At 72.5% G+C, this 25,507-nt stretch carries 27 protein-coding genes; 19 read left to right on the top strand and 8 right to left on the bottom strand.

From position 1 onward, the window contains the following. Positions 1–300 precede the first annotated feature (300 nt). Positions 301–885 carry a TMEM165/GDT1 family protein gene (locus tag CTZ28_RS41625; RefSeq protein ID WP_121894957.1) on the top strand — a complete coding sequence of 195 codons (585 nt, stop codon included), beginning with the start codon at positions 301–303 and terminating at the stop codon, positions 883–885. A gap of 96 nt (positions 886–981) precedes the next feature. On the opposite strand, the gene CTZ28_RS41620 is transcribed toward CTZ28_RS41625, so the two are convergent. Then, positions 982–2,961, bottom strand: a complete 1,980-nt coding sequence (locus CTZ28_RS41620; protein WP_121894956.1) for a heavy metal translocating P-type ATPase — start codon at positions 2,959–2,961, stop codon at positions 982–984. A 132-nt stretch (positions 2,962–3,093) separates the two neighbouring features. Here CTZ28_RS41620 and CTZ28_RS41615 point away from each other — a divergent pair, with 132 nt between their 5' ends. From CTZ28_RS41615 to CTZ28_RS41600, 4 genes are all read left to right on the top strand, one after another. Beyond that, entirely contained in the window at positions 3,094–3,480 is a 387-nt protein-coding gene (locus CTZ28_RS41615) for an ArsR/SmtB family transcription factor (RefSeq protein ID WP_121894973.1), read from the top strand. Positions 3,481–3,637: 157 nt separating this feature from the next. Beyond that, positions 3,638–4,138, top strand: coding sequence for a helix-turn-helix domain-containing protein (locus tag CTZ28_RS41610; protein WP_121894972.1), 501 nt, complete (start codon positions 3,638–3,640; stop codon positions 4,136–4,138). Positions 4,139–4,151: 13 nt separating this feature from the next. Continuing rightward, positions 4,152–4,511, top strand: a complete 360-nt coding sequence (locus tag CTZ28_RS41605) for a hypothetical protein (RefSeq protein ID WP_121894955.1) — start codon at positions 4,152–4,154, stop codon at positions 4,509–4,511. A gap of 4 nt (positions 4,512–4,515) precedes the next feature. Next, a complete protein-coding gene (locus tag CTZ28_RS41600; protein ID WP_121894954.1) occupies positions 4,516–5,544 on the top strand; it encodes an alpha/beta hydrolase family protein in 1,029 nt (342 codons plus the stop codon). 110 nt (positions 5,545–5,654) lie between these two features. Here the strand turns inward: CTZ28_RS41600 and CTZ28_RS41595 are convergent, their stop codons facing one another. Then, a complete protein-coding gene (locus tag CTZ28_RS41595) occupies positions 5,655–6,599 on the bottom strand; it encodes an alpha/beta hydrolase family protein (protein ID WP_121894953.1) in 945 nt (314 codons plus the stop codon). A 208-nt stretch (positions 6,600–6,807) separates the two neighbouring features. On the opposite strand from CTZ28_RS41595, the gene CTZ28_RS41590 reads away from it, so the two are divergent. Then, a complete protein-coding gene (locus tag CTZ28_RS41590; protein WP_121894952.1) occupies positions 6,808–7,398 on the top strand; it encodes a TetR/AcrR family transcriptional regulator in 591 nt (196 codons plus the stop codon). 83 nt (positions 7,399–7,481) lie between these two features. Beyond that, positions 7,482–8,105 (top strand): histidine phosphatase family protein, encoded by a 624-nt coding sequence (locus CTZ28_RS41585; protein WP_121894951.1) that lies wholly within the window; start codon positions 7,482–7,484, stop codon positions 8,103–8,105. Positions 8,106–8,154: 49 nt separating this feature from the next. Here the strand turns inward: CTZ28_RS41585 and CTZ28_RS49065 are convergent, their stop codons facing one another. After that, a complete protein-coding gene (locus tag CTZ28_RS49065) occupies positions 8,155–8,289 on the bottom strand; it encodes a hypothetical protein (RefSeq protein WP_259472052.1) in 135 nt (44 codons plus the stop codon). Further along, complete coding sequence (locus tag CTZ28_RS41580; protein WP_121894950.1) at positions 8,264–8,953, bottom strand: hypothetical protein; 690 nt, start codon at positions 8,951–8,953, stop codon at positions 8,264–8,266. The genes CTZ28_RS49065 and CTZ28_RS41580 overlap by 26 nt, the downstream gene beginning before the upstream one ends. Positions 8,954–9,423: 470 nt before the next feature. On the opposite strand from CTZ28_RS41580, the gene CTZ28_RS41575 reads away from it, so the two are divergent. Continuing rightward, positions 9,424–10,230: an SDR family NAD(P)-dependent oxidoreductase gene (locus tag CTZ28_RS41575; RefSeq protein ID WP_121894949.1), complete on the top strand. Its 807-nt coding sequence runs from the start codon at positions 9,424–9,426 to the stop codon at positions 10,228–10,230. A 41-nt stretch (positions 10,231–10,271) separates the two neighbouring features. Further along, on the top strand, positions 10,272–11,132 hold the full coding sequence (locus tag CTZ28_RS41570) for a polysaccharide deacetylase family protein (RefSeq protein WP_121894948.1): 861 nt from the start codon (positions 10,272–10,274) through the stop codon (positions 11,130–11,132). On the opposite strand, the gene CTZ28_RS41565 is transcribed toward CTZ28_RS41570, so the two are convergent. Then, entirely contained in the window at positions 11,047–12,087 is a 1,041-nt protein-coding gene (locus CTZ28_RS41565; RefSeq protein ID WP_183154851.1) for an MGDG synthase family glycosyltransferase, read from the bottom strand. The two genes, CTZ28_RS41570 and CTZ28_RS41565, sit on opposite strands and share 86 nt — an antisense overlap. A gap of 354 nt (positions 12,088–12,441) precedes the next feature. Here CTZ28_RS41565 and CTZ28_RS41560 point away from each other — a divergent pair, with 354 nt between their 5' ends. The 4 genes from CTZ28_RS41560 (at position 12,442) to CTZ28_RS41545 (ending at position 15,805) form a co-directional block, all read left to right on the top strand. Next, positions 12,442–13,353: a DMT family transporter gene (locus tag CTZ28_RS41560; protein ID WP_121894946.1), complete on the top strand. Its 912-nt coding sequence runs from the start codon at positions 12,442–12,444 to the stop codon at positions 13,351–13,353. Positions 13,354–13,705: 352 nt separating this feature from the next. Further along, the gene (locus CTZ28_RS41555; protein ID WP_121894945.1) at positions 13,706–14,767 is read left to right on the top strand and encodes a Dyp-type peroxidase; all 1,062 of its coding nucleotides are present in this window, start codon (positions 13,706–13,708) and stop codon (positions 14,765–14,767) included. A gap of 19 nt (positions 14,768–14,786) precedes the next feature. Next, positions 14,787–15,623 carry a family 1 encapsulin nanocompartment shell protein gene (locus CTZ28_RS41550; RefSeq protein ID WP_121894944.1) on the top strand — a complete coding sequence of 279 codons (837 nt, stop codon included), beginning with the start codon at positions 14,787–14,789 and terminating at the stop codon, positions 15,621–15,623. Beyond that, positions 15,620–15,805 carry a lactate/malate family dehydrogenase gene (locus CTZ28_RS41545; RefSeq protein ID WP_121894943.1) on the top strand — a complete coding sequence of 62 codons (186 nt, stop codon included), beginning with the start codon at positions 15,620–15,622 and terminating at the stop codon, positions 15,803–15,805. The genes CTZ28_RS41550 and CTZ28_RS41545 overlap by 4 nt, the downstream gene beginning before the upstream one ends. 123 nt (positions 15,806–15,928) lie before the next feature. Here the strand turns inward: CTZ28_RS41545 and CTZ28_RS41540 are convergent, their stop codons facing one another. Then, positions 15,929–16,666, bottom strand: a complete 738-nt coding sequence (locus CTZ28_RS41540; RefSeq protein ID WP_259472051.1) for a DUF1275 family protein — start codon at positions 16,664–16,666, stop codon at positions 15,929–15,931. A gap of 238 nt (positions 16,667–16,904) precedes the next feature. On the opposite strand from CTZ28_RS41540, the gene CTZ28_RS41535 reads away from it, so the two are divergent. The 6 genes from CTZ28_RS41535 to CTZ28_RS41510 all read left to right on the top strand — a co-directional run bounded on the left by CTZ28_RS41535 (position 16,905) and on the right by CTZ28_RS41510 (position 23,035). Further along, a complete protein-coding gene (locus CTZ28_RS41535; RefSeq protein WP_121894942.1) occupies positions 16,905–17,375 on the top strand; it encodes a hypothetical protein in 471 nt (156 codons plus the stop codon). A 326-nt stretch (positions 17,376–17,701) separates the two neighbouring features. After that, complete coding sequence (locus CTZ28_RS41530) at positions 17,702–18,430, top strand: hypothetical protein (protein ID WP_259472050.1); 729 nt, start codon at positions 17,702–17,704, stop codon at positions 18,428–18,430. A gap of 158 nt (positions 18,431–18,588) precedes the next feature. Beyond that, positions 18,589–19,326, top strand: coding sequence for a FadR/GntR family transcriptional regulator (locus CTZ28_RS41525; protein WP_121894941.1), 738 nt, complete (start codon positions 18,589–18,591; stop codon positions 19,324–19,326). Further along, entirely contained in the window at positions 19,323–20,468 is a 1,146-nt protein-coding gene (dgoD, locus tag CTZ28_RS41520) for a galactonate dehydratase (protein ID WP_121894940.1), read from the top strand. The genes CTZ28_RS41525 and dgoD overlap by 4 nt, the downstream gene beginning before the upstream one ends. Continuing rightward, positions 20,465–21,487 carry a sugar kinase gene (locus tag CTZ28_RS41515; protein WP_259472053.1) on the top strand — a complete coding sequence of 341 codons (1,023 nt, stop codon included), beginning with the start codon at positions 20,465–20,467 and terminating at the stop codon, positions 21,485–21,487. Before dgoD ends, CTZ28_RS41515 begins: the two co-directional genes overlap by 4 nt. Positions 21,488–21,898: 411 nt before the next feature. After that, positions 21,899–23,035: a cytochrome P450 gene (locus tag CTZ28_RS41510; RefSeq protein ID WP_121894939.1), complete on the top strand. Its 1,137-nt coding sequence runs from the start codon at positions 21,899–21,901 to the stop codon at positions 23,033–23,035. 76 nt (positions 23,036–23,111) lie between these two features. Here the strand turns inward: CTZ28_RS41510 and CTZ28_RS41505 are convergent, their stop codons facing one another. Beyond that, the gene (locus CTZ28_RS41505) at positions 23,112–24,473 is read right to left on the bottom strand and encodes an MFS transporter (protein ID WP_121894938.1); all 1,362 of its coding nucleotides are present in this window, start codon (positions 24,471–24,473) and stop codon (positions 23,112–23,114) included. 59 nt (positions 24,474–24,532) lie between these two features. After that, positions 24,533–25,453 (bottom strand): amidohydrolase family protein, encoded by a 921-nt coding sequence (locus CTZ28_RS41500; protein WP_121894937.1) that lies wholly within the window; start codon positions 25,451–25,453, stop codon positions 24,533–24,535. Positions 25,454–25,507 lie beyond the last annotated feature (54 nt).

Below are 25,507 nucleotides of genomic sequence, written 5' to 3'. Positions count from 1 at the left end.
GGTGAGGTGCGCCACCCGGAACCGGCTTTACCTCGGCCCTTCCGATTGCTTAGGCTGAGCGCGGCGAAGGGGAGTAGTCCCGCAACACCGCTGGTCGACACACTGGACGCCCTCACGGGCTTCCCGGCCATCGGGCCGGCCCGAGGTGATGGGCCGGTGGACGAGACCTTCGGCCACGGCACAACACGGCCCGCACACACGTGCGGGGCCGCGTCATCGTGCCGGGCCGTAAGGGGTCTTCCCGTCACCTCAGTGGGTGCCGTTCGAGCCTTCGGCCCGGCCCCAGCAGAAAGCACCAGGATGACTCTCGACCCCCTGGCGATCATCACCGCCTTCGGGCTGATTTTCCTCGCCGAACTTCCCGACAAGACCATGTTCGCGTCGCTGGCCATGGGTACCCGCATGCGCCCGCTCTACGTGTGGTTCGGGACATCCACGGCCTTCGTCGTCCACGTCGCCCTCGCCGTCGGTGCCGGCAGTCTGATCGGCCTGCTGCCCTCGATGGCGGTCAAGCTCGTCTCCGCCGCCCTGTTCGCCTTCGGAGCCGTCGTGCTGCTGCGCGGCGGGGGCGACGACGAGGACGGCGAAGGCGGCGCCAAGACCGTCACCGGCTTCTGGCCCGTCTACACCACCGCCTTCATGGCCGTCTTCATCAGCGAGTGGGGGGACCTCACCCAGATCACCACCGCCAACCTCGCCGCCACCAACGGCTGGCTCCCCACCGCCATCGGCTCCGCCGCCGCCCTGATGTCCGTGTCCGCGCTCGCCCTCCTCGCGGGCCGCTTCATCGCCAAGCGGGTACCGCTGAAGACCGTGCAGCGCATCGGCGGCGTCTGCATGACGGGCCTGGCGATCTGGACACTCGTCGAGGCATTCACCGGCTGACGGCTCCGGCGCCGTCGGTGCGCGCCGGGCACCGACGGCGGGCGGAGCCGCCGGGGCGTGTGCCGTCACGGCCGGCTCCGGGTGTCCTGCGGCGGCTCAGCCGGCGGCGCGCCGCCAGGCGGACTCGCGCAGCAGCCGGAGTCCGTTGAGGCCGACGATGACGGTGGAGCCCTCGTGACCGGCGACACCGAGCGGCAGGGGAAGGTGCCCCGCCAGGTCCCAGACGACCAGGCAGGTGATGAACACCGCGGCGATCACGAGGTTCTGCACGACGAGCCTGCGGGCCCGGCGGGACAGGGCGATCACCGCGGGGACGGTGGCGAGTTCGTCGCGGACGACGACCGCGTCGGCGGTCTCCAGCGCCAGATCGGAACCCGCCCGGCCCATGGCGACGCCGGTGTGGGCGGCGGCCAGCGCCGGGGCGTCGTTGACACCGTCTCCGACGACCAGCACCTTGCGCCCGGCCGCCGCCAGTTCCCTGACCGCGCTCACCTTGTGCTCGGGCAGCAGCCCGGCGCGTACGTCCTCGATGCCGGCCTCCGCGGCCAGGCGTGCGGCCGCCCGCGGGTTGTCGCCGGTCAGCAGCAGGGGCACGGCCCCGGTGCGCGACGTCAGGGACGCGACGGTCGCGGCGGCGTCGGGGCGCAGCCGGTCGGCGACACCGAGCAGACCGACGGGCCTGCCGTCCACCGTGACCAGGACGGCGGTCCGGCCGCCGTCCTCCAGTTCACCCGCGAGGTCTGCCGCCGCCGTCGTGCCGGTGTCGCGTACATCGGCGAGCAGCCGGGCGGGAGCCCCCACGGCGACCAGCTGAGCGTCGACGGTGGCTCGGACGCCGACACCGGGCGTCGAACCGAAGCCCTCCGCCACCGGAAGCGCGAGTCCCCGCTCGCGTGCCGCGGTCAGCACGGCACGGGCCAGCGGGTGTTCGCTTCGGTGCTCGGCCGCGGCGGCGAGCCGCAGCAGCCCGGGCTCGTCGAGGCCGGAGCCGGTCAGCGGGCGGACGTCGGTGACGCGCGGAGTGCCCTCGGTCAGCGTGCCGGTCTTGTCGAGCGCGACCGCGTCGACCTCGCCGAGCCGCTCCATGACCACCGCGGACTTGACCAGCACGCCGTGCCGTCCGGCATTCGCGATGGCCGAGAGCAGGGGCGGCATGGTCGCCAGGACGACGGCGCACGGCGACGCCACGATCATGAAGGTCATCGCCCGCAGCAGGGAGCCGGTCAGCGCGGCGCCGAAGGCGAGCGGGACGAGGAAGACGGCCAGCGTCGCCGCGACCATCCCCAGCGAGTAGCGCTGTTCCACCTTCTCGATGAACAGCTGCGTCGGCGCCTTGGTCTCGGACGCCTCCTCCACCATGCGCACGATCCGGGCGATCACGCTGTCGGACGCGTCGCGCTCGACGCGCACCCGCAGGGCGCCGGTGCCGTTGAGGGTGCCGGCGAAGACCTCGTCGCCCGGCTCCTTGGCCACGGGCAGCGGCTCGCCGGTGATGGTCGCCTGGTCCACGTCGCCGGCCCCGTCGAGGACGCGGCCGTCCGCGCCGACCCGCTCACCGGGGCGTACGAGGATGGTGTCGCCGACGGTCAGATCCTCGACGGCGACGGTCTCCTCGCTGCCGTCGGCGGCGAGCCGGGCGGCCTTGGCGGGGGCCAGGTCCAGGAGCCCCCGCACGGAGTCGGCGGTGCGGGCGGTGGCCAGGGCCTCAAGCGCGCCGGAGGTGGCGAAGATGACGATCAGCAACGCCCCGTCCATGACTTGCCCGATCGCCGCGGCACCGAGCGCGGCGACGACCATCAGCAGGTCGACGTCGAGCGTCTTCTCGCGCAGCGCCCGAAGCCCCGCCCAGCCCGGTTCCCAGCCGCCCGCCGCATACGTCAGGGCGTACAGGGGCGCCCATGTCCAGGCCGGGGCGCCGGTCAGCTGCAACGGCAGCGCGACCAGGAAGAGGGCCAGGGCAGCCGCCGCCCAGCGGGCCTCGGGCAGCGCGAGGACACGGGTACGCCGCCGGGGCGCGGCGGTGCCGTGTTCCGACGTGGTGGGGTCGGCCGGGGCCGGGACGAGTGTGGAGGTCATCGGGGGAGTGCTTCACGAGGGCATGACGTGTTCGCGCGCAGCCGGAATCCCGGTGTCGCTGCTCACCACCGTACAGGAAAGGATGAAGACTCATTCATGCGTTCATGAATGGTTCTCCGTACGATGAAGCGCATGGGCCATGGAGCTGACAGCACGACGACCGCCACCGCGCGCGACCGCCTGGAGACGGTGGGCGCCGCCGATGTGGCCGCCACCCTCCAGGCGCTGGCCACCCCCTCGCGCCTGCGCATCCTGGCCCGCCTCCAGGAAGGCCCCTGCGCGGCCACGGAACTGGCGGACGCGGTCGGCATGGAACAGTCCGCCTGCTCACACCAGTTGCGCCTGCTGCGCAACCTCGGCCTGGTCACCGGCGAACGCCGGGGCCGCTCGGTCATCTACGCGCTCTACGACAACCATGTCGCCGAACTCCTGGAACAGGCCCTCTATCACGTCGAACACCTGCGCCTGGGACTGCGCGACACCCCGGCCGGAGCGGACGCAACGACCGCCGCACGCTGACACCGCGCCACCCCGCGACCCCGAGCTCACGAAAAGCCGGGGATCCGTAGTGCTGGACTGTCCCGCAACTGCTGGAAGGCCGGGCCTCGGAGGGGGGCGACGATTGAGGAACGATCGTTCTTGACTGATCGTTCCTTAACTGTCTACTGTGGTGGTCATGGGGAGGCCAAGAGCATTCGACGAGGACGAAGCGGTCCGTGCCGCCGTGGCTCTGTTCGGCGGACGTGCGTATGACGGCGTGTCCGTTGACGACCTCGTCAGCCACCTCGGCGTGCACCGCAACAGCCTGTACAAGACGTTCGGCAGCAAACGCGGCCTCTACCTGATCGCCCTGCGCCGCCACCTCGCCGACGACGTCCGCCCGTTGCTCGACGCCCTTGCCGGCGCATCGGACGCCGCGGCCGCGCTGCGGCTCGTCACGTCGGCCGACCTCGACCTGCTGCTGCTCGCGGCGATCGAACGCGCACCGGTCGACGAGGAGGTCGCCGCCGAGGTGACGGCCGCGTTGGCCGCCGTCGACCAGGCGATCGCCGACGCGCTCGGCGTTTCCGCCGACCTGGCCGCCGCCCTCACGGCCGCCGCGCTGGGCATCATCCTGCGCGGCAACCCCGACAACGCCGCCACCGCGCTGGCCCAATGCCTCGACCCTCTCACCTGAACAGGAAACCGACATGGCACTGATACGTATCGAAGGCGACAACCTTGTCGTCGTGATCGAGGGTCTCGACAAGCTCTGGGCCTTCAAAGGCAGCCTGACCATCCCGCTGGCCAACGTCCGTGGCGCGACCGTCGACCCCGGTATCGCCACCGAACCCAAGGGAATCCGCGCGCCGGGCTCCCACGTACCCGGCGTGATCATCGCGGGCACATTCCATCAGGACGGCGAAAAGGTCTTCTGGGACGTCAAGGATCGGTCGAAGGCTCTCGTGATCGAACTCGCCGACGAGCAGTACACGCGCCTGGTTCTCCAGGTCGATGACCCTCGCGCGACCGTCGCCCTGATCGAGAGCACCCTCACCGAAAGGAAGTAGGCCATTGTTTCGCCACTTGGCAGCGGCCGTGATGGCACTGGCCGTCGTCACCACCACTCCGGCCCAGGCGACGCCCGGTCTGGTGCCTGCCGCCGACCGCGAGGTCGTCTTCACGGTTGACGGTACGACCGCGTACGGCACCCTGCACGTTCCCGAGCATCGCGCCGGGCAACGGCTGCGGGCAGCACTGCTGCTGCCCGGCAGCGGTCCCACCGACCGCGACGGCAACCAACCGCCTGGGGCCTCACCGGACACCCTGGCCCAGTTGGCCGATACGCTCGACAAAGACGGAATCGCCACGCTGCGGTTCGACAAGTACGGCACCGGCCGCACCGGGCTCGGCGCCTACCAGGACCACCCGGAGGAACTCGACTACCCGGCGTTCGTCCGCCAGGCACGGGCCGCCTACGAGTCGTTGCGCGATCAGCCGGAGACCGACCCGCACGCGCTGCTTGTCGTTGGGCACAGCGAGGGCGCGATGACGGGACTGCTGCTGGGCGGCACCGTCCGCCCGCGCCCGGCCGGCCTGGCGCTGCTGCAACCCCAGGCTATCCGCCTGCTGGACCTGGTCGCGCTCCAGCTCAAAGCCCAGATCGCCGAAGCGACCAGACAGGGCCAGTTCACACCGGAGCAGCAACGCACTGTCAACGCGGCCATTGATGCCGCCGTCATCTCCCTGCGCGAACGCCGACCGGTCGACGCCACCGATCTACCCTCCCCGATCGCCCGGCTCTTCGAGGCGTTCCAAGGACCGAACGCCCGGTTCGTGGAAAGCGACGACGCCGTCTACCCACCGGACACCGCCGCCGCACTCCGGCCGGGAACCAAGGTGCTGCTGACGTGCGGCACGAACGACGCCCAGGTCCCTTGTGACACGACGAACGCCCTGAAGACCGCCCTGCGGCACGCGCATGCCGGTGGACCGGGCCGAGTGGTGCTGCCGGGAGTGGACCATCTGATGCATGACACCGACCACCCGAGCACGCTAGCGCCGACCGTGCTCGACGCCCTGCATCGCTTTGCTCGAAGCTGACGCCGTCCGAGGACGTCCCCCCAACTCCAGCGCTCTCAACGCATAGGCTTGCCGGGGCGATTCAGACTGGGCGTTGGCATTGCGCCGGCGCAGGTAGGCATGGTGGGGGCTTACTTGGATTCGATTCGGCCCAGGGGATCCGTGCTCTCCGACAGGGTCTTCCGTGCCGCCGACCAGTCGGCGTCGTCGATGTCGAGCGCATGGCGGAGGTAGGCCCAGGTGAGGTGCTGGAGCAGGGCGACACGTGCCGGGTTCTCGTCCGTCGTCTCCTTGACCTCGTAACCCGCTATGCCGCCGAGCGAGTGCTCCGCCCCGAACAGGGTGAGGAGGCTCTTGTCGCCGGGGCTCAGGACGTACGGGTCGGTCATCCACTCCGGTCCCCGAACGGTCAGCGGGGAGTCGTCCCGATCACCCGCCACCACAAGGGCCGGTGTGGTCATGTGCGTGAAACTCGGGTTCATGAACGGGAAGTTCTCGGCCGCGAAAGGTGTCAGATCGGCGCCGCCCTTTCCGGCCGTGGCGAGCAGCACGCCCGCCTTGATACGCGAGTCGGACAGGTCCTCCTCCGTCTTGCTCTGCGGATCGAGGGCGCGCATGCCCAGCAGATTGCCCGCTGTCTGGCCGCCGAAGGAGTGTCCTGCCGCGGCGATGCGGCTTCGGTCGAGGCGCCCGCCGAGGCCGGGAACCGCCGCTTCCAGAAGGTCGAGTTGGTCGAGGACGCGCTTCATGTCCTCGACCCGGTAGCGCCAGATCCGCGGAGTGCGGGGATCCTCGGGGGGAACGCCCAGGGTCCGTGAGTCGAGATGGGTGGGCTGGATCACCACGAAGCCGTGTGCCGCCCAGAAGTCGGTCAACGGTCCGTAGCCGTGCAACGACGAGCCGAAGCCGTGGGAGAAGACGATGGCGGGCAGGTCGTTCCCGGTGACGGGCGCGGACACGCGTACGTGCAGGTCCGCGCCGCGGTCCGGCGCCGGGAGCACCACCGGCTTCACCGAGACGACGGGAGCGGGTGCGGCGATGGCCATGTCGGTGGTGGCGCTGTCTGTGTGCGGCATGGATCTATCTTTCGTTCCTCTGTTGGGTGGGTGATACGGCCGGTGTCGGGCGCGTCGGCGAGAAAGTCGTTCGCGTCACGGGACCGGACGTCGCATGGCTTGGTTGTCGTGTCCTGATCTGGCACCATAAAGAAACGGGACACTGTCCCGATTGACGATACGGGACGCTGTCCCGTTTAGCAAGCTCGGCAGCGAAAGGAAGAGCGCGGTGAACGACAGCGACCGGGACGCAGGGGGCGTGGGCCGGCCCAAACGGGCGGACGCGCGGCGCAACGAGGTGACCCTGCTCGAAGCGGCCGCCGCGATTTTCGTCGCGTCAGGCGTGGAAGCGCCGATCCGGGACATCGCGGCCAAGGCCGGCGTCGGTACGGCGACGATCTACCGTCACTTCCCGACACGAGCGGACCTCATCATCGCCGTCTACCGGCACCAGGTCGAGGCCCTCGCCGAGGCCGGCTCCGCCCTGCCGGAGACCAGCGCGACCCCGTACGCGGCCCTGGCGCGATGGTTCGACCTCTTCGTCGATTTCGTGGTCACCAAGCAGGGACTCGCCGCCGTGCTGCAGTCCGAAGACCCCTGCTTCGACCCCCTGCACTCCTACTTCCTCGACCGGCTCGTGCCCGTGTGCACCCAACTGCTCGACGCCGCGGCCGAATCCGGGGAGATCCGCGCCGACCTGGATGCCTACGAACTGATGCGCGGCGTCGGGGGCATCTGCGCGGGCGTCGGCAGAAACCCCCGCTACGACGCGCGCCGGCTGGTCGGGATCCTCGTCGCAGGACTGCGCCTGACGCCGTGACGTCGGACGATGACCGGAACCGGGGAGGGAAGGAATGACGTCGAGCCCAAGAGCACCTACATGATCGTGAAGGAGCCCTGGGCATGACGGCAACGGCCACCCGCTACCTCTACCTGGTCCGGCACGGCGAAGCGCTTCCTGACGAGAGCGAGTTGTCGGCGACCGGGCGTCGGCAGGCGGCGCTGCTCGGCCGTCGGCTGGCGCAGCGTCCCATCTCGGTGGTGCACCATGGCCCTCTGCCCCGGGCCGCGCAGACCGCGGACCTGATCGGCGAACACCTGGACGGCGCAGCCCTCCGGGTCTCGGAGGCCGCCGGTGACTACATCCCGTACTTTCCGCGGCGGGAGGAACTGCCGCCCGACAGCGCCGAGCGGCTGCTGCGTTTCCTCGCCCAGGCCACGGCCGAGGACCGCGAGCGCGGACCGGAACTGGCGGACCGTGCCCTGGCGCGGTTCACCGGTCCGGTGGCGGGCGACCAGGAGCGCCATGAACTGGTCGTCACCCACAACTTTCTGATCGGCTGGCTGGTGCGGCATGCCACCGATGCGCCGAAGTGGCGCTGGCTCGGCCTCAACCACGGCAACGCCGCCCTGACCGTCATCCGCTATGCGCCGGGCCGGCCGTCCTCCCTGCTGGTCTACAACGACATGCGGCACCTTCCTGCCGAGCTGTGCTGGTCCGGGTTCCCCACTGAGCTGCGACTGTGAGCCGCCCGGCGCCCCGACCGCCCGTACGCACGCGCTGATGGGCGGCCATCTACCAGATCAGGCACCAGTAGTTGTCGTAGCGGCCGATGTCGATGGGGATGCCTCGGGGGACGAGGCGAGGGTCGGGCCGGCCCACGGCCGCCATCGAGCACGCGGGGTCACCGACCGTCCGGGCGGCGGCCATCCGCTGAGCTGCGGCCACTGCGGTGCGGGACGTGGACCATGTCGTGGTGCCCGCCGGGCTGCGGCCGGCCGTCTGTGTCGGGGTGGGCGACGGCGTAGGTGCCGACGGTCGCGGTGGTGTGGGTGTGGTCGTGGGGATGTGTGTCGGCGGGGGTGTGGGTGTGGGTGTGGGTACGCGGGACGGCACATGTGCCGAGGGCGTCAGCGTCGGGGCCGGTGTCCGGGACGGCACATGTGTCGACGGCCGCGGTTGCGCGGATGCCGGTGCCGCCGTCATCGTCGGCGTCGGCCTCGTGGGTGCCGGCGTCGGTGACGGTGGTGCCGGTGTCGGCGGCGAGGGCGGGGCCGAGGGGGTGGGCGTCGTGGGCCGGGTCGGTATCGGTGGTGCCTGGGATGTCGGTACGGCCGGCGGAGGAACGGTCGTCGGGCGGGGTGCCGGCGGGTGGGCCGGCGGCGCCGGCTGCCGGGCCGTCGCCGTCGGGGTGGGCGCCGGCGAGCGCGTCGGCGCCGGCCGTGTGGCGCCGGGTGTCCTGGTCGGTGTCGCCGGCGTCGTACGGGGCGTTTCCGGCTGAGGCGTCCGCGACGGTGGTGTCGGCAGGGGCAGGTTCCCCGAGGGGGACGGTGCCGGACGCGGCGTGCCACCGTGCGGCCCCGTCAGGAACCACACGCCGATACCGCCACAGACGACCACGGCCGCGCCCCCCACGATCCACGGGGCCTTCCGGGACGGGCGTCGGTGACGGTTCATGGTTCTCACTGTCCGTCCGACCGTCGGCGACTTCAAGCGGGGTCCGCCCCCTCCCGCGACCGCCCGCTGCGGCCCGGTGGCGGCGGCCCGGATCCAGCGCCGCCTCGGCACAACGGGTGCGTGCATTGCTCCATTTGGCTTTGGCGGACGGGGAGTTCTCGGACACGGTCCCTGGAGCGACGGTCCGGAAACCGGCCGCGGGTCGCGGGCCGCGGCGGGTGCGGCAGCGGGTTTGAAAACGGCGAGCCGCGGCTACCCCTCGATGGTCGTCGTCATTGCCGAAGACACACACGCAGGCGCGAGGATCGACGGGCTCAGAAGGCGCGCTCAAGGGCGGTCTGCGGATTCCGGCGCCGTGCCTGGGCCCACCACGCGGAGGAGGTCAGCTTGGGACGCGCCACGACGGATCCGTACCCGGCCCCGACCGCCCGCGCGTCGGGCATCGTACCCACGGCGGGAGTGGCGCTGGTGACGGGTGCCTCCTCCGGGATCGGTGCGGCTGTCGCCCGCTCGCTGGCGACCGAGGGATGGGAGTTGCTGGTCTCCGGACGCGACCGGGCCCGACTGGACACGGTGGCGCGTGAGACGTCCGGCGTCGCGATTCCCTGCGACCTGGCAGCCGCCGACGGCGCCCGGCACCTGGCCCACCGGGCCTTCGGACAGGCGCAGGACATCGATCTCCTCGTCGCGGCGGCGGGCGTGGGCTGGTCCGGGCCGTTCGTGTCGATGCCCGCCGACGAGGTGAACCACGTGCTCACCGTGGACCTGGCCTCGGTGGTGCACCTGGTGCAGCAGGTCCTGCCCCATATGACGGCACGGCGCCAGGGCCGGGTCGTGCTGATCGGCTCCGTCGCCGGGTCCGTCGGCGTACGGCAGGAAGCGGTGTACTCCGCGGCGAAAGCGGGTCTCGGTGCCTTCGCCGACGCGCTGCGGTACGAGTTGAAGGGCACCGGCGTGCGGTTGACCCATGTCGTTCCCGGGGTGGTGGACACCCCCTTCTTCGCCCGGCGAGGGGTGCCCTACGCGCGCACCCGCCCCCGTCCGGTGCCACCTGAACGGGTGGCCGCCGCGGTCGTCTCGGCGGTCCGCCGGGACCGGCACGAGGTGTTCGTGCCCGGCTGGCTCCGTGTGCCGATCGCGGTGCGCGCCCTGGCGCCCACCACGTACCGGCGCCTGGCGTCCCGGTTCGGCTGACCGGCGCGACAGCGACTGCGGGGACACGAGAGGAGACGGACGTGCCGGACGAGGTTCACCGGGGCCGGTCGCTCGCCAAGGCTGCCGCCGCCGTCCCGGCGCTCGTCGCCGCCGCCCACATCGGGCCGGCCGGAACCTGGCTGCCCGGCCCGCGGCGCGCCCTGCTGCCGGCCCTGGCGGGCACGGGCGCCCCGGAGCATGTGGCGCTCACCTTCGACGACGGCCCCGATCCCCGCTCCACCCCTGCCTTCCTGGCCGTGCTCGACGAGCTGGCGGTCCGTGCCACGTTCTTCGTGGTGGGCGAGCAACTGCCGGGCCACCGGCGGCTGAGCCAGGACATCGCCCGGCGCGGTCATGAACTCGCCGTCCACGGCTGGACGCACAACCGCCCCTGGCGGCCCGCCCCGTACCGGGAGACCCGAGGGCTGGCACGAGCCGCGCAGGCGGTGGCGGAGGTGTCCGGCACCGCTCCCGTCTGGTACCGGCCGCCGTACGGCATCCTGACCGGCGACCGGCTGCTGGCCGCGCGCCGCACCGGACTGCGTCCGGTCCTGTGGACGGCCTGGGGCCGCGACTGGACCGCCGACGCGACCGCGGAGTCCGTGGCCGCGACCGTACTGGCCGACCTGCGGGGCGGGGGCACGGTGCTGCTGCACGACACCGACCGCCACGCGGCACCGGGGTGCTGGCGGGCGACGCTGGCGGCGCTGCCCGGTCTGGTGCGGGCCTGCCGGGCCGCGGGCCTGACGGTCGGGCCGCTCGGCGAACACGGCGTGCCGAACCCGGTCCGTACCGCCGACGCCGGGGCGGCAGACGTCACCGCGGCGCGGCCAGTCGCTCCAGCGGACGGACGACGTCCCCCCGGGACAGACGGCGGCCGGGCACCGCGCCGCCCGCGGTGAGACGGTCCAAGGACTGCACCAGCTGCCACGAGTCGACCGCGTACGCGGTCAGGCCGAGCGCGGCCATCCGGCGTACGCCCTCGGCGCCGTGGCCCGGGATCGGACGGTATCCGATGACCGGGACACCGACGGCGAGCGCTTCGAGCGCCGTCTGTCCCGCCGCGTTGTCGACCACGGCGGAGCAGGCCGCGAGCAGGCCCGGCATGTCGTTCACCCATCCCAGGGCGAGCGTCCCGGGCACCTCCGCCAGCGCGCGGCGCAGCCGCTCGTTCCGCCCGCACAGGGCGACCGGCAGGTAGCCGGCACGGGACAGCAGCCGGGCCGTCGCGTCGAGCCGGCTCCCGACGCCCCACGCGCCCGCGGACAGCAGCACGGGCGGGCGGCGCCCGGCGGCGCCGGCGAGCCGGCGCCGCCAGTGCGACTCGCCGGCCGGGTGCGGGCGGAAGCGGTCCGGCAGCAGCGGACCGCACGCGGTGGCGGGCCGTCCCAGGCGGTGCCGTACGTCCTCGGCGATCTCCTCGGTGAGGCAGAGGTGGAGGTCGTTGCCCCGGTGCAGCCACTGCCGGTGGACGGCGAAGTCGGTGATCACCACCGCGCTGGGGACCGCGAGCCGCCCGCGGGCGCGCAGCCGGCCGGTCAGCTGCGCGGCGAGATGGAAGACCGCGACGACCGCGTCGGCGTGGCCGTCCGCCACCTCGGTGCGCAACCGGTCCTCGGCGAGCGCGGCGAGGGGAGTGCTGCCCGGCCGCGGGCCGCCGCCGGCGCGGAAGAAGGCGGCGTAGATGCCCGCGTACACCAGGGGGACATGGCGGATCGACGAGCGGTAGAAGCCGCGCAGCCCGGCCCCGATGCGGGCGGGCAGCAGCTTCAGCACGTCCGTCTGGAGCGTCTCGTGTCCGGCCGTGCGCAGGCGCCGGGCCAGCTCGACGGCCACCGCGTCATGGCCCGCCCCCATGCTCGCGCTGACCACCAGCAGACGGCTCACAGCCGGCGCCGCACCGGCTCGGCGGCGGCGCCCCGCCCGGGCCCGCGAGCGTACGCCGGCGGGAACGGACCGGGGAGGCATGGACGCGGGCGAGGACACATATGCGTCATGGTCACCTTGTATCGCACAGTGAACCAGAGGTATCCGCACGACCGGCCGCCAAACGGGGTCCGGCCGGTATCCACCCGTCGTGCGCAGCCGAAAACGGGAAGGTTTAGCCACGCGCACGGCGGTTACCACTGTGTTCGTTCCGCCGGCCGCTGCCCGCCCACCGGCGGCGCGGCGGCCGCTCGTCAGGGCTTCCCGCGAACGACAGGCATCCGCATGAACGTGCTCACCGTCGTCACGGCCCTGCTGTCCGCGTTGTTCAACGCGGCGACGTCCGTCCTGCAGCGCAGGGCCGCCGTCCAGCCGTACGCGGTCCCCGGCCGCGGCGTCGAGGCGGCGCCGGCCCGGCTCGCGCGGCTCCTGAGCCATCCGTACTGGTGGGCCGGCGCGGCGGCCATGCTGCTTTCCGCGGTCTTCCAGGTCATCGCCCTCGACGCCGGAGAACTGTCGGTCGTGCAGCCCCTGCTGGCCACCGAACTGCTGTTCACCCTGCTCATCGGGGCGGCGGTGTTCCGGCACTGGCCCGGCGCCGGGACCTGGCGCCCCTTCGTGATGCTCGCCGGCGGGCTGGCGCTCTTCCTGCTCAGCGCGGCCCCGTCACAGGGCGGGGACCGGGCCGGCGACTGGCGCTGGCTCGTGGTCGGCGGCGGGCTGGCGTGCTGTGTCGCCGCCCTGCTGGCGGCGGCCCTGCGGGTACGCGGCCCGCTGCGGGCCGCCACGCTCGGCACCGCGACCGCCGCCTGCTTCGCGGTCACGGCCGCGCTCATCAAGGAGGTGACGGGGCGCTTCCCGTACGGACCCACCGCGGTCCTCACCACGTGGCACACCTACGCCGGCGCCGCCACCGGTCTGCTGAGCGTGCTGCTGCTCCAGTGGACGTTGCGGGCCGGCACCCTGGCCGTCTCCCAGCCGGCCCTGACCCTGGGGGACGCCCTGATCAGCGTCGCGCTCGGCGGCCTGCTGTTCGGGGAGCGGATCGCGCTGGGCTGGCGCCTGCTGCCCGAGGCGGTGGGCGTCGTCCTCATGGCGGTGGGCATCGTCGGCCTCACCCGGTCGCCCGTGGTGAGCGGCAGCGGCAGCTGGGACGAGATGGCGTCGGAGCCGCCGGTGGTCCCTCGTGACCCCTGACCGCGCCGCCGCCGCGCGGGGGGCCCACGGTTGCGGGAGAACGGATGATGCATGCCGCTCCGTCTGCCGCCGGTGTACGGGAAAGCCGAACGCGGTCGGAGGCCGCCGTCACTACTGGTGAGGACCGCGGACGCCGACCGTGCGGGACCGTCCGCCCGAACGGGCCGGTGGCGGGTGTCGAGGCTGGGCCATACCGTGAAGAGGGTGTGTCCCGGAGGCACCCGATCGGGGCAGGGCCCGTGTGCGCATTCCGGGCCGCCGCGGGGCCGGAGCTGACACCGCCACATGTGTGTCTCCGGTTGCGATCACCGCTTCCGCATCCGTCCGTGACCGTCAGGAAGGGGAGCGCTCCATGCCCGCACACTCCCGGCGGCCGGTGCCCCAGCCGGTGTTGTCGCCGCTGACGAGCGCGGCGATCTTCTTGGTCGTGACCATCGACGACGGCGGCGAGCCGGTCGTACGGGAGACGCTGTCGGATGTGACCGGGCTGCAGCGGGCGGTCGGCTTCCGGGCGTCGCAGGAGGGGCGGCTGAGCGTGGTCGTGGGCATCGGCTCGGACGCGTGGGACCGGCTGTTCGCCGGCCCCCGCCCGGCCGAACTGCACACCTTCCGCGAGCTGGTCGGCGCCCGGCACCACGCGGTCTCGACCCCGGGTGACCTGCTGTTCCACATCCGTGCGGCCCGGCTGGATCTGTGCTTCGCGCTGGCCTCCGAGATCATGGAGCGGCTGCGCGGTGTGGTCACCACACGGGACGAGGTGCATGGGTTCAAGTACTTCGACGTACGCGATCTGCTCGGGTTCGTGGACGGCACGGAGAACCCGACGGGCCCCGCGGCGGACGCGGCGGTCCTGATCGAGGACGAGGACCCCCCGTTCAGCGGCGGCAGTTATGTGATCGTGCAGAAATACCTGCACGACCTGCGGGCGTGGAACGCCCTTCCGGCCGAGGCACAGGAGCTGGTGATCGGACGCCGGAAACTGTCCGACGTCGAGCTGGACGACGCCGTCAAACCGGCCGACTCCCATGTGGCGCTGACCACGATCGAGGACCCGGACGGGACGAAACACGAGATCGTGCGCGACAACATGCCCTTCGGCACCGTGGGGGAGGGCGAGTTCGGCACCTACTTCATCGGCTACGCCCGCACCCCGGCCGTGACGGAGCGAATGCTGGAGCGCATGTTCCTGGGCGCCCCGCCGGCCTCACACGACCGGATCCTGGACTTCTCCACGGCGGTGACCGGTTCGCTGTTCCACGTGCCCACCGGTGACTTTCTCGACAACCTCCCCGGTCCGCCGACCGCCTGCGCGGCCGAGGAGACCGTCGGCGCCGACGAGACCGAGGCGGTGGCGACGGCGGTCCCGCCGGCCGGCGCCGACGGCTCCCTCGGCATCGGTGAGCTGAGGACGTGACAGGAGGCGAGCACGCACGATGGACAATCTGCACCGGGAACTGGCCCCCATCTCCGCCGCCGCATGGGCCGATCTGGAGGACGAGGCACGACGCACGTTCAAACGGCACATCGCGGCCCGGCGGATCGTCGACGTGCCCGAGCCGGGCGGCACCGAACTGGCGGGTGTGGGAAACGGCCACCTGGCGGACGTGGCGGCGCCGGCCGACGGGGTGTCGGCCCGCGTACGCCGGTTCCAGCCCCTCGTGGAGCTGCGGGTGCCCTTCACCGTCGACCGGCAGCAGGTCGACGACGTCGCGCGAGGAGCCAAGGACGCGGACTGGCAGCCGGTCAAGGACGCCGCCCGGAAGCTCGCCTTCGTCGAGGACCACGCCGTGTTCGAGGGCTGTGCCGCGGCCGGCATCTCCGGACTGCGGCAGAGTTCGTCCAACCCCGCCCTGACGCTGCCGGCCGAGGTGCGCGCATATCCCGACGTCGTCAGCAAGGCCCTGACGGCGCTGCGGCTCGCGGGGGTCGGCGGCCCGTACGCGCTGGCGCTGAGCGCCGAGGCGTACACCGCCGTCAGCGAGACCTCCGACTACGGCTACCCGGTCATCAAACACATCGCCCGGGTGCTGGACGGCGACATCGTCTGGGCGCCAGCCATCGACGGCGCCTTCCTGCTGTCGACACGCGGTGGGGACTTCGAACTGCGGATCGGCCAGGACGTGTCCATCGGTTACTTGTCGTGCGACGACACGAGCATCCGGCTGTATTTCCAGGAGACGTTGACGTTCCTCGCGTACACCGGCGAGGCCGTCGTACCCGTGCAGGTGGAGACGCCGCCGTCCGGCCGGCCGCGGGAGGAACGGCTGTGAAGGTCGCGGTCGTAGGAACCGGCGCGGTCGGGTCGGCCACGGCCCTGTCCCTCGTCGAACGCGGCGGCACCTGCCGGGAGATCGTGCTGCTCGACCGCGACACCGCACGCGCCGACGGCGTCGCCGCCGATCTGCGGTCCTCGGCGCGGGCGGGGTCCAGCAGTCGCACGAGCCGGCCATGACGTCCGAGGAACATGCGGAGCTGGACAAGAGCGTCCGGGTCCTGCGTGAGGCCGCCGAACGGGCCCTCGCGATCGGGGCCACCTGATCCCGGACACCTGCTCGTGCGCGCCCGCAGCGGATCGTCATGTCGCACGGTCCGCGTCGCGACGCAGCCTGATCAATGGCTGACAGGCCGTCAGCAGGGCGCACAGGACCAGGGCGGCGGGAAGGACCGCGGCCCAGGCCGGAGCCGCCCGCAGCAGTGCCATGCACACGCCCGCCCCCACGATCAGGGCGCAGAGCCGGGCCGGCACCCAGCGGTCCGGCCGGGCGGCGCCCACCCCCTTGACGATGTACGTGGCCAGCGTGCCGGTGAGATAGGTGGTGGGGGCCGCGGCCCGCCCGGCCGCCACCATCGCCGCCGCCTGGATCCCCATGGCCGCCGCGGCACCGAACTGCAGCACGTCCCGCGTCGTGTTCCCCGGCGTGCCGCCGACCGCTGCCCAGATCCCCGCGCCCGCGGCGAGCACGGCCAGCTCACCGCCCAGGCAGAACATCACCGGCGCCGACCAAAGCGTCACCGTTCCCGTGTGCCGCCGTGTGAGCCATGCGACCGCCGCGGCGCCGAGACCGAACCCCGCGAGGGCCAGCAGCGCCGCGGTCACCCCCGTGTTCTGCCCCCGGCCGATCGCCATTCCGAGCAGCGCGAGGTTGCTCGTCATGACCCCGGCGAAGACGTGGTCCAGCGCGATGAAGGAGAGGGTCTCCACCGCCCCGGAGGCCGCGACCAGCAGGACCACCGCGAGACGCAGGGCCGCCTCCGGTCCGGCGGGCGGTTGCGCCGGCTGCCGTACGGCTCCTTCTCCGCTGACCTCGCTCACAACGCCGGAGCGTAACGCAACGAATGCGACTGTCCGGTCAAATCGCCTGACTGGGCGTCAAGGTGCTTGGCTGGTGGGGCCGGGGCCCGTCCCCCGGTGGCGCGCGTATGCGCTGCCCTGATGCGGCCTTGTGTTCGGGGCCCGTCCGCACGGTGTGCCCGCAGGGGGACCGTGGAACGGAAAGACCGTGAGAGGCCCGTGCGGTACGGGCGCCGGGCAGGCGGTGAGGGGCAGAACGATGGGGATCGGTGCGCACCGGAGCGTCATGGCCGTGCTGGGGCTGGGCATGGCGGTGGCCGTCGCGGGCTGCGAGACGGGGGACGGGCCGGCGGGCGACGGCTCGGGGCGCGGCGGCTCGGCGAAGGGGGCCGGGCCGCCGTCCGCGCCCGCCGCTTCCCCGTCCGCGCCGGCGTCCGGTGCCGGGGGAGCCGCGGACGGCACCGATGCCGGTGCCTGTTTCGACGGGCGCTGCCGGATTGTCGTGACGGAGCAGCCGACGCGCATTCCGGTCGACGCCCGGTTCGGGGTGGCCGCGCTGGAGGTCACGCGCATCACGGCGCGCTCGGTGGTCGTCCAGGCCTCGGGCGACGGCGTGTTCCTGTCCACGTCGGTCGGCGAGGGGGGAACGGGCAACGTCAACGGGCTGGGCTTCCGGGTCGCTGATCTCCGCGACGGGCAGGCCGTGCTGGATCTCTTCCCGACGAAGTAGCCGGCGCCGGAGGGTGATACGGGGCGTCGCCTCACCTCAGGTACCGACCTGCCGGAGCCGGGCGACTGTCGTGACAGCCAACTGATATGCCGGACGCCGTAGTTCTGTCACGGACGGGTCGCCGTCCGCCGTGATGCCTTCGGGTCCGGTGAGAGGCGTCCGTTTCTTGCCTTGTTCCGGCAATCCGGCTGGGCCGTGCGCTGCCGGTGGCGGCCCCTGGGAGGTGACCGGCCGCCGTGGTGAAATGCGCTGACGAGGATGTGCGGGAAGGGCGGGGACCTACGGTGAAGTCGGCGGGGCACCACGGGCTACGGGCCGTCGGATGGGTGTTGATCGCGGTCGTGGCGCTCGGCGTCGGGGTGGCGATGGCCGTCGGCATTCCCGGGGCGCTGGAACGGGAGCGGGAGTACCGTGCCGCGCCGGCCTGCGCCACCGTACCGGTGGCGGCGTCGGGGTGCCGGTGGGAGCAGGAATTCACTGTTCGGAAGGCCGCCTTGAACCGCGGCAAGAGGGGCAAGCCGCCGGAGGCCCAGTTGTTGCTGCCGTCCGGCAAACAGTGGGACGTGACGTTCCCGCAGACGGAGCCGGTGGTGTCGGAGATGGCGCCCGGTGACAAGGTCGTCGGCGTCATCTGGCACGGGCAGGTCGTCGAGGTACAGGACGCCGACGGCCGGCGGCAGCAGACGTCCGCCGGACCCGTGGGCCGGCCCGAGGACCGGTTCGGCGGCACACTCGCCTGTCTCTCCTTCGGCGTGATGGGCCTCGCCGGAGGGCTCTGGGCGCTCTTCGCGCGGGGCAACCGGCGTCACACGAAAGCCGCGAGCGTGGTGCGGTGGCACGGCGTCGGCATGGGCGCCACCGCCATCCTGACGCTCTGGGCGCGGGCGGCCAACGACTGGCCGATGTGGGCGATCACCGCGATCTGGGGGACGATCGCGCTGCTGCTCCTCGCCTCCACGGTGGCCTTCTCCCTGGCAGCCCTCCGCGGCGACTTCGAGGACGATGCCCCGGCCGCCCCGACGACGGCCCCGCCGCCCGCGCCACCACGGCCGTGACGGCGGGCTCTGCCGAACTCCGCGGCCAGGCACCGCGCGGGTCAAGACGCGGGGCCGGCTGCGACCCTCGTTCTCCTAAATTAGTAATAAATATTGACAGGGTGTCGGCCACGGGCGACAGTCGTCGCCGTGAGCATCCGACCGCAAGGCCGTACGACATGACGCCCTACGCCCGCCGCGGCGTGCACGGCCAGACCGTGGAGGCCCTCGCGCACCGCATCCTGGGCGGCGAGATCCCCGAAGGGGCCACACTCGACCTGGTGGCCCTGCAGGGCGAACTCGACGTCAGTCTCACCGCGTTGCGCGAGTCCCTGAAGGTGCTGGCCGCCAAGGGCATGGTCGACGCCCGCCAGAAACGCGGCACGTTCGTACGGGCCCGCGCGGACTGGCACCTGCTCGACGCCGACGTGCTGCGCTGGCAGTTCGAGGGAGGCCGCACCACCGAGGCCGACCGGTCGCTGTTGCGCGACCTCGCCGAGGTCCGCGTCACCATCGAACCGGCCGCCGTCCGGCTCGCCGCGGAGCGCCGCACCGACGCCGACCTGGTGGCCCTGGCGGCGGCCCTGGAGGCGATGGGACAGCACGACGCGGGCCCCGCCCACGCCGTCGAGGCCGACCTCACCTTCCACCGCGCCCTGCTGGCCGCCACCCACAACGAACTGCTCGAACGCATGGAGATGGTGATCGAGTCCGGTCTCGCGCACCGCGACCGCATCGTGCACAGCTCCCCGCACAGCAGGGACCCCGTCCCCGCCCACCGCACCGTCCTGGACGCCGTGCGCGACGGCGACCCGTCGGCCGCCGAGGCGGCCATGCGCGCCCTGCTCGACCAGGCCGGCCGCGATCTGGAGCGGATCCACGGCACCGACGACACGAAAGGCACCGGTGGCACGTGAAGATCGCCCGCATAGAAACCTTCCTCGTACCGCCGCGCTGGCTGTTCTGCCGCGTCGAGACCGACGACGGAGTGGTCGGCTGGGGGGAACCGGTCGTCGAGGGCCGCGCCGAGATCGTCCGCACCGCCGTGGACGTGCTGGCCGAATACCTCGTGGGCCGGGACCCGCTGCGCATCCAGGACCACTGGCAGGTGCTCACCAAGGGCGGCTTCTACCGGGGCGGCCCCGTCCTGTCGAGCGCCGTCGCCGGTCTGGACCAGGCCCTGTGGGACATCGCGGGCAAGACCTACGGCGCGCCGGTGCACGCCCTGCTCGGCGGCCCCGTACGCGACCGGGTACGGGTCTACGCCTGGGTCGGCGGCGACGAACCCGCCCAGCTCACCGAGCAGATCGAGGCCCAGGTCGAGGCGGGCTTCAGCGCGGTGAAGATGAACGCCGCCGGGGCCACCTCACCGGTGGCCACCGCGGCGGAGACCGCCGCCGTGATCGCCCGGGTGGCCACGGCCCGCGACGTCCTCGGCCCCGACCGGGACGTGGCCGTCGACTTCCACGGCCGCTTCACCGCCGCGAGCGCACGCCGGGTCCTGGCAGAACTGGCCCCGCTGCACCCCTTGTTCGCGGAGGAACCCGTCGTCCCCGAACAGAGCCATCTGCTGCCCGGACTGGTCACGGCGACCCCGGTGCCGATCGCCACCGGTGAACGCCTGTACTCCCGCGGCGAGTTCCTACCGGTCCTGACCGCCGGCATCGCGGTCGCCCAGCCGGACCTGTCCCACGCGGGCGGCATCTCCGAGGTACAGCGCATCGCCTCGCTCGCCGAGACCTACGGCGCACAGCTCGCCCCGCACTGCCCGCTCGGCCCGATCGCCCTGGCCGCCAGCCTCCAGATCGCCTTCGCCACACCGAACTTCCTGATCCAGGAACAGAGCCGCGGCATCCACTACAACAAGGAGGCCGACCTGCTGTCGTACCTCGTCGACCCGGAGCCGTTCCGCTTCGAGGCCGGACACGCGCGCCGCGGCACCGCACCCGGACTCGGCATCACCATCGACGAGGCCGCCGTGCGCGCCGCCGACCGCACGGGCCACGCCTGGCGCAACCCGGTGTGGCGGCACGCCGACGGATCCTTCGCGGAGTGGTGACCGTGCCGCCGGAGGCCGTCACCGGCGCGGCCTTCTGGCGCCCGGCCGCGGGACGGGTCGTCTGCGTCGGCGAGACCATGGCGGCCCTGGCCCCCGATCCACCCGGGCCGCTCGCGGACGCCGACCGGTTACGGCTGTCCGTCGCGGGAGCCGAGTCGAACGTGGCCATGTACCTCGCCGACCACGGCATCCCGGTCAGCTGGCTCTCGGCTCTCGGCGCCGATCCACTGGGGGACAAGGTGCGCGCGGCGGTCGCCGCCGCCGGGGTCGACGTCACACATGTGCGCACCGACCCGCACCGCCCCACCGGTCTCCTGGTCAAGGACCCCGGCCCCACCGGAACGCGCGTCCGCTACTACCGGACCGGCTCGGCGGCCTCGGCGCTGGGCCCCGACCTGCTCGACCACGAACCCGCGCGCTCGGCCGCCCTGCTGCACGTCACCGGCATCACCCCGGCCCTTTCCCCCTCGTGCCGCGACCTGGTGAGCCGGGCACTCGCCGGGCCGGCCGCCGCACGCCCCTACGCGGTGAGCTTCGACGTCAACCACCGTGCCGCCCTGTGGCCGGACGGCACCGCCCCCGCGGTGCTGCGCGCACTCGCCGACCGGGCGGACATCGTGTTCGTGGGCCTGGACGAGGCACAGGACATCTGGGGCGCCGGGCTGACCCCGGCGGATCTGCGGCGATTGCTGCCGGGGCCGCGGATCCTCGTCGTCAAGGACGGCGCCCGCGCCGCGACAGCCGTCACCGAGCACGGCACCCGCACGGTTCCCGCGCTGCGGACGAGGGTGGTGGAGCCCGTCGGTGCGGGAGACGCGTTCGCGGCCGGATTCCTGGCCGGTCTGCTGCGCGGCGACACACTGACGCGCGCCCTCAGACTGGGCCACATCACGGCGGTCTCCGCGCTCAACGTGACCGGGGACCACGGACCCTTGCCGCGTCCGGCGGACATCGAACGGCTCCTCGGCCGCACGGCACAGGACTGGGCGCGGACCCCGGCCACGGTCTTCACTCCGTGAAGCGATGACAATGGTGAGGTGCCGCTGCGCGAGCGCGGGTCGCGTGCCGACAGCGATGCGGCGGAACCTCGCCCGAGGCACCGAACGCCTCCCCGAGCCGGGCCACGGCCCGGTGCGAGGTCCTGCTTTAGGTCCTGTCGTCAAACTCCCGTCGTTCGCCCGGAGGGCGGGCCCTGCGGGGTCGTGGGGGTCCCCTGGTCGAGCGGAGCCGAGAGCTTGGGGGAGCGTGCTCTCGGTGTGCCGGGCGCGGGTCCTCGTACTGGACGTACTTGGGCCTGTGTCCGGTGCGGCGAGTGGGGGTGCCCCCTGCTCGAAGAGCTCGGGGGAGTGTGCATGGCGTCGCGGGGCTGGGGGTACCTCCCGGCCGGAGGCTGGGGGAGGGAGTTTGAGGACAGGGCCTAGGCTGGTCGTATGATCACGCTCGCTCAGCTGGCCGAGGATCCCCATCCGCATCTGGCCCGGCTCAGGGGCACCGCCCCGGTGGCATGGCTTCCGGCGCTGGGCGGCTGGATGGTCACCTCCAGGGCCCTGGCGCTCGCCGTGATGCGGGACGCGGAGACGTTCACCGTGGACGACCCCAGGTTCACGACCGCGCAGATCACCGGCCCCAGCATGCTCTCCCTCGACGGCCCCGAACACGCCCGGCACCGCGAGCCGTTCACCGACCCCTTCCGCCCGGCTGCGGTCCACGGCTCCTTCGCGGACGCCGTGCAGCAGGAGACGGACCGCCTGCTGGACGGCCTCGAAGGACGCCAGGAGGCCGAGCTGCGACGGGAGTTCGCCGGACCGCTGGCCGCCACGACCATGGCGCGGGCGCTGGGCCTGGACGGTGTGCCCGTCGCGCACGTCCTGCGCTGGTACGAGGCCATCGTGCACGCCGTGCACCAGCTGACCGAGGGACGTCCCGCCGGTGCCGAGGGCCCCGCCGCCTATGCGGCGCTGCGCGCAGCCGTCGCCGGCACGGTGGACGCCGGATCCCCCCGATCCCTGCTGGTCACCGCGGCCCGGAACCTCGAACTGCCGGACCTGGCCGCCAACGCGGCCGTCCTGCTGTTCGGCGGGATCGAGACGACCGAGGCGATGATCATCAATCTGCTGTTCCATCTCCTGCACGCACCACGGCAGTTGACGGAGCTGCGGGCGGAACCGGCGCTGCTGGACAACGCGGTCGAGGAGTCCCTGCGGCTCGAACCCGCCGCCGCCGTGGTGGACCGGTACGCCACCCGGGACGTGCGGCTGGCCGACGCGGAGATCCACAAGGGCGACCTGGTCACCGTGTCGCTCGCCGCCGCCAACCGCGACCCGGACGTGTTCCCCGACCCCGACCGCTTCGATCTTCGCCGCCCCAACTCCCGGCAGCAGCTCGCCTTCGCCCACGGACCGCACTACTGCCTGGGCGCCCACCTGGCCCGCCTGGAGACCCGCAGCGCGGTCCGCTCCTGCCTCGACCGCCTCGACGGGCTGCGTCCCGACCCCGACCGCCCGGCCGCCGTGCGCGGCCTGGTCTTCCGTAAGCCGCCCGCGTTGTGGGTGCGTTGGGGCCGCTGACTGCGAAGGGGGCCGGTACAGCCGCCGTCGCGGCACCGGCCGGGCGAGCCGCGCGCTGGCCGGGTGCGGGCCCGCCTCAGCCGGCCGGGACCTGCTCGGGTCCGAGCCTGCTCTCGGCCAGGCGTGCCGCGCGGGTCCGAGGGCCGAAGAGGGCCAGGGTGACGGCCCCGACCAGCCAGGTGGCGGCGATGAAGTAGAAGACGCTCCGGTAACCGTGGTTGGTGTAGAGCGCCGCGACGATCAGTGGTCCCGCGGCGTTCGACAGCCGGCCAAGACCGTAGGAGACGCTGGTGCCGAGCGAGCGGCCGCGGGTGTCGAAGACCTCGGGGGAGTAGGCGTAACCGAGGGCGGTGTAACCCCGTTCGAAGAGGTTCACCAGGAAGCCGAAGACGACGATGAGGACCGGGCTGAACGTGAGCCCGTACAGCAGTCCGCACAGCGCGATGACCGTGCCGAAGACCACGAGACACCACTTGCGCTCGAACCGGTCCGTCACCAGGGCCGCCAGATACGAGCCGAGCGGTGCGCCGACCGTGGTCAGGGCGACGTAGAAGACGGACTTCTCGACGCTGAAGCCCTCCTTCGCCAGCAGCGTCGGCGCCCAGCTCGAATAGCCGAAGAACCCGATCGTCTGGGTCACCCACACCACCGTGAGCAGCAGGGTGGGCAACAGATACTTCTTGCGCAGCAGCAGGCTCAGCGGGGCCCGGGTGACCGGCGCTTCGTCGACCGGGGGCGCCGGCTGAGGGAGCGGGCCCGTCTCCGCGCCCACCTGCTCCTCGATCTCGCGCAGCACCGCGTCCGCCTTCGCGTGGTCCCCCCTGCTCTCGTACCAGCGGGGCGACTCCTTGAGGTGCCGGGTGAACAGCACGAGCAGCAGGCCCAGCGAGCCCCAGAGGTAGACCAGCCGCCATGACCAGTCGTTGAGCGGAACGACCGCGCTGGCGATGAGGTTGGTGACCGGTGTGCCGCAGATGCCGATGACGATGGCGTACGCCTGGTACTTGCCGCGGACGGCGGCCGGATACATCTCGTTGATGTAGACGACGCCCGCGACGGTCATGGCCGACAGACCCGCCGAGGTCAGCACGCGGAAGACACCCAGCGACACGATGTCCCAGGAGAACACGGAGACGAAGGAGAAGACACCGAAGAACACCGTCGTGTGCACCAGCGCCCGTTTGCGGCCCCAGCGGTCGGCGACGGCCCCGCCGGCCAGGGACCCGATGAACATGCCGACGAAGGACAGCGAGGTGACGTAGGCGACATGGTCGACCGTCACCCCCCACAGGCTGATCAGTTTCGGTGCGGTGGTGGCGAAGCTGTTGATGTCCGCGAACTCGAAGAAGTAGGCGAACGAGACGGTGAGCAGCATGGTCTTGTGGAACCGGGAGATCGGAAGCCGGTTGATCCGGTTCAGTGCGTTGGCGTGTTGCACGGGAGCGGCCCTTGTCGAAGTCGGAGGGAAGTCAGAGGGAACGGAGACGGGCGGGTGTGTCAGAGGTCCTCGCCGGGCCAGTACAGGCTCATCGGGTTGGTGACCAGCAGCTTGGTGCGCTGCTCGGCGGTGACCGCCACATGGGGCAGGTGGTCGACCAGAAGCCCGTCGTCGGGCATGTGTCCGGTGAGGTTGGGGTGCGGCCAGTCCGTGCCCCACAGGACCCGGTCGGGGAACTCCCGCACCACACGGCGGGCGAAGGGGACCACGTCGGTGTAGGCGTGCCGCTCGCCGTCGAGGGCGGCGGGGCCCGTCACGCTGAGCCGTTCGGGACAGGACACCTTCACCCACACGTCGTTGTCCTCGACAAAGCGCAGGAACCGGGTGAACTCGGGCCCGTCGACCGGCCGGGTCACATCCGGCCGGCCCATGTGGTCCACCACCAGCGGGGTGGGCAGGGAGGCGAAGAAGCCCGCCAACTCGGGCAGGTCGACGCTCTCGAAGTAGAGGACGATGTGCCAGCCCAGCGGTGCGATCTTCCGCGCGATCGCGGCCAGGTCCGCGGCGGGCGAGGCATCGACCAACCGGCGGACGAAGTTGAAGCGGACCCCGCGCACCCCCGCCTCGTCGAGGGCCCGCAACTCGGCCTCGCCGACGTCGGGGCGTACCGTCGCGACACCGCGCGCCCGGCCGCCGGCGGCGCGGACGGCGTCGACCATGGCGGAGTTGTCGGCGCCGTGACAGGTGGCCTGCACGATCACGTTGCGCGCGACGCCCAGGTGGTCGCGCAGCGCGAACAGGTCCTCCTTGCCGCCGTCGCACGGGGTGTAGCGGCGCTCCGCCGCGAACGGGAACACGGCCTGGGGCCCGAAGACATGACAGTGGGTGTCGACGGTCCCCGGCGGCAGCCGGAACTCCGGTGCGGACGGGTTCCGGTACCAGTCCAGCCAGCCGGGGGTCTTGGGGTGCAGGGTGGTCATGGCGTCTCCTCGCCGGATCGGCGGCGGCCCGGACCGCTCGGCGAAGCGATCCGG

The organism is Streptomyces shenzhenensis, assembly GCF_003688995.1.
Classification (GTDB): domain Bacteria; phylum Actinomycetota; class Actinomycetes; order Streptomycetales; family Streptomycetaceae; genus Streptomyces; species Streptomyces shenzhenensis_A.
Note: the sequence above shows the minus strand (reverse complement) of the source record. Positions and strands in the feature narration are given on the sequence as shown.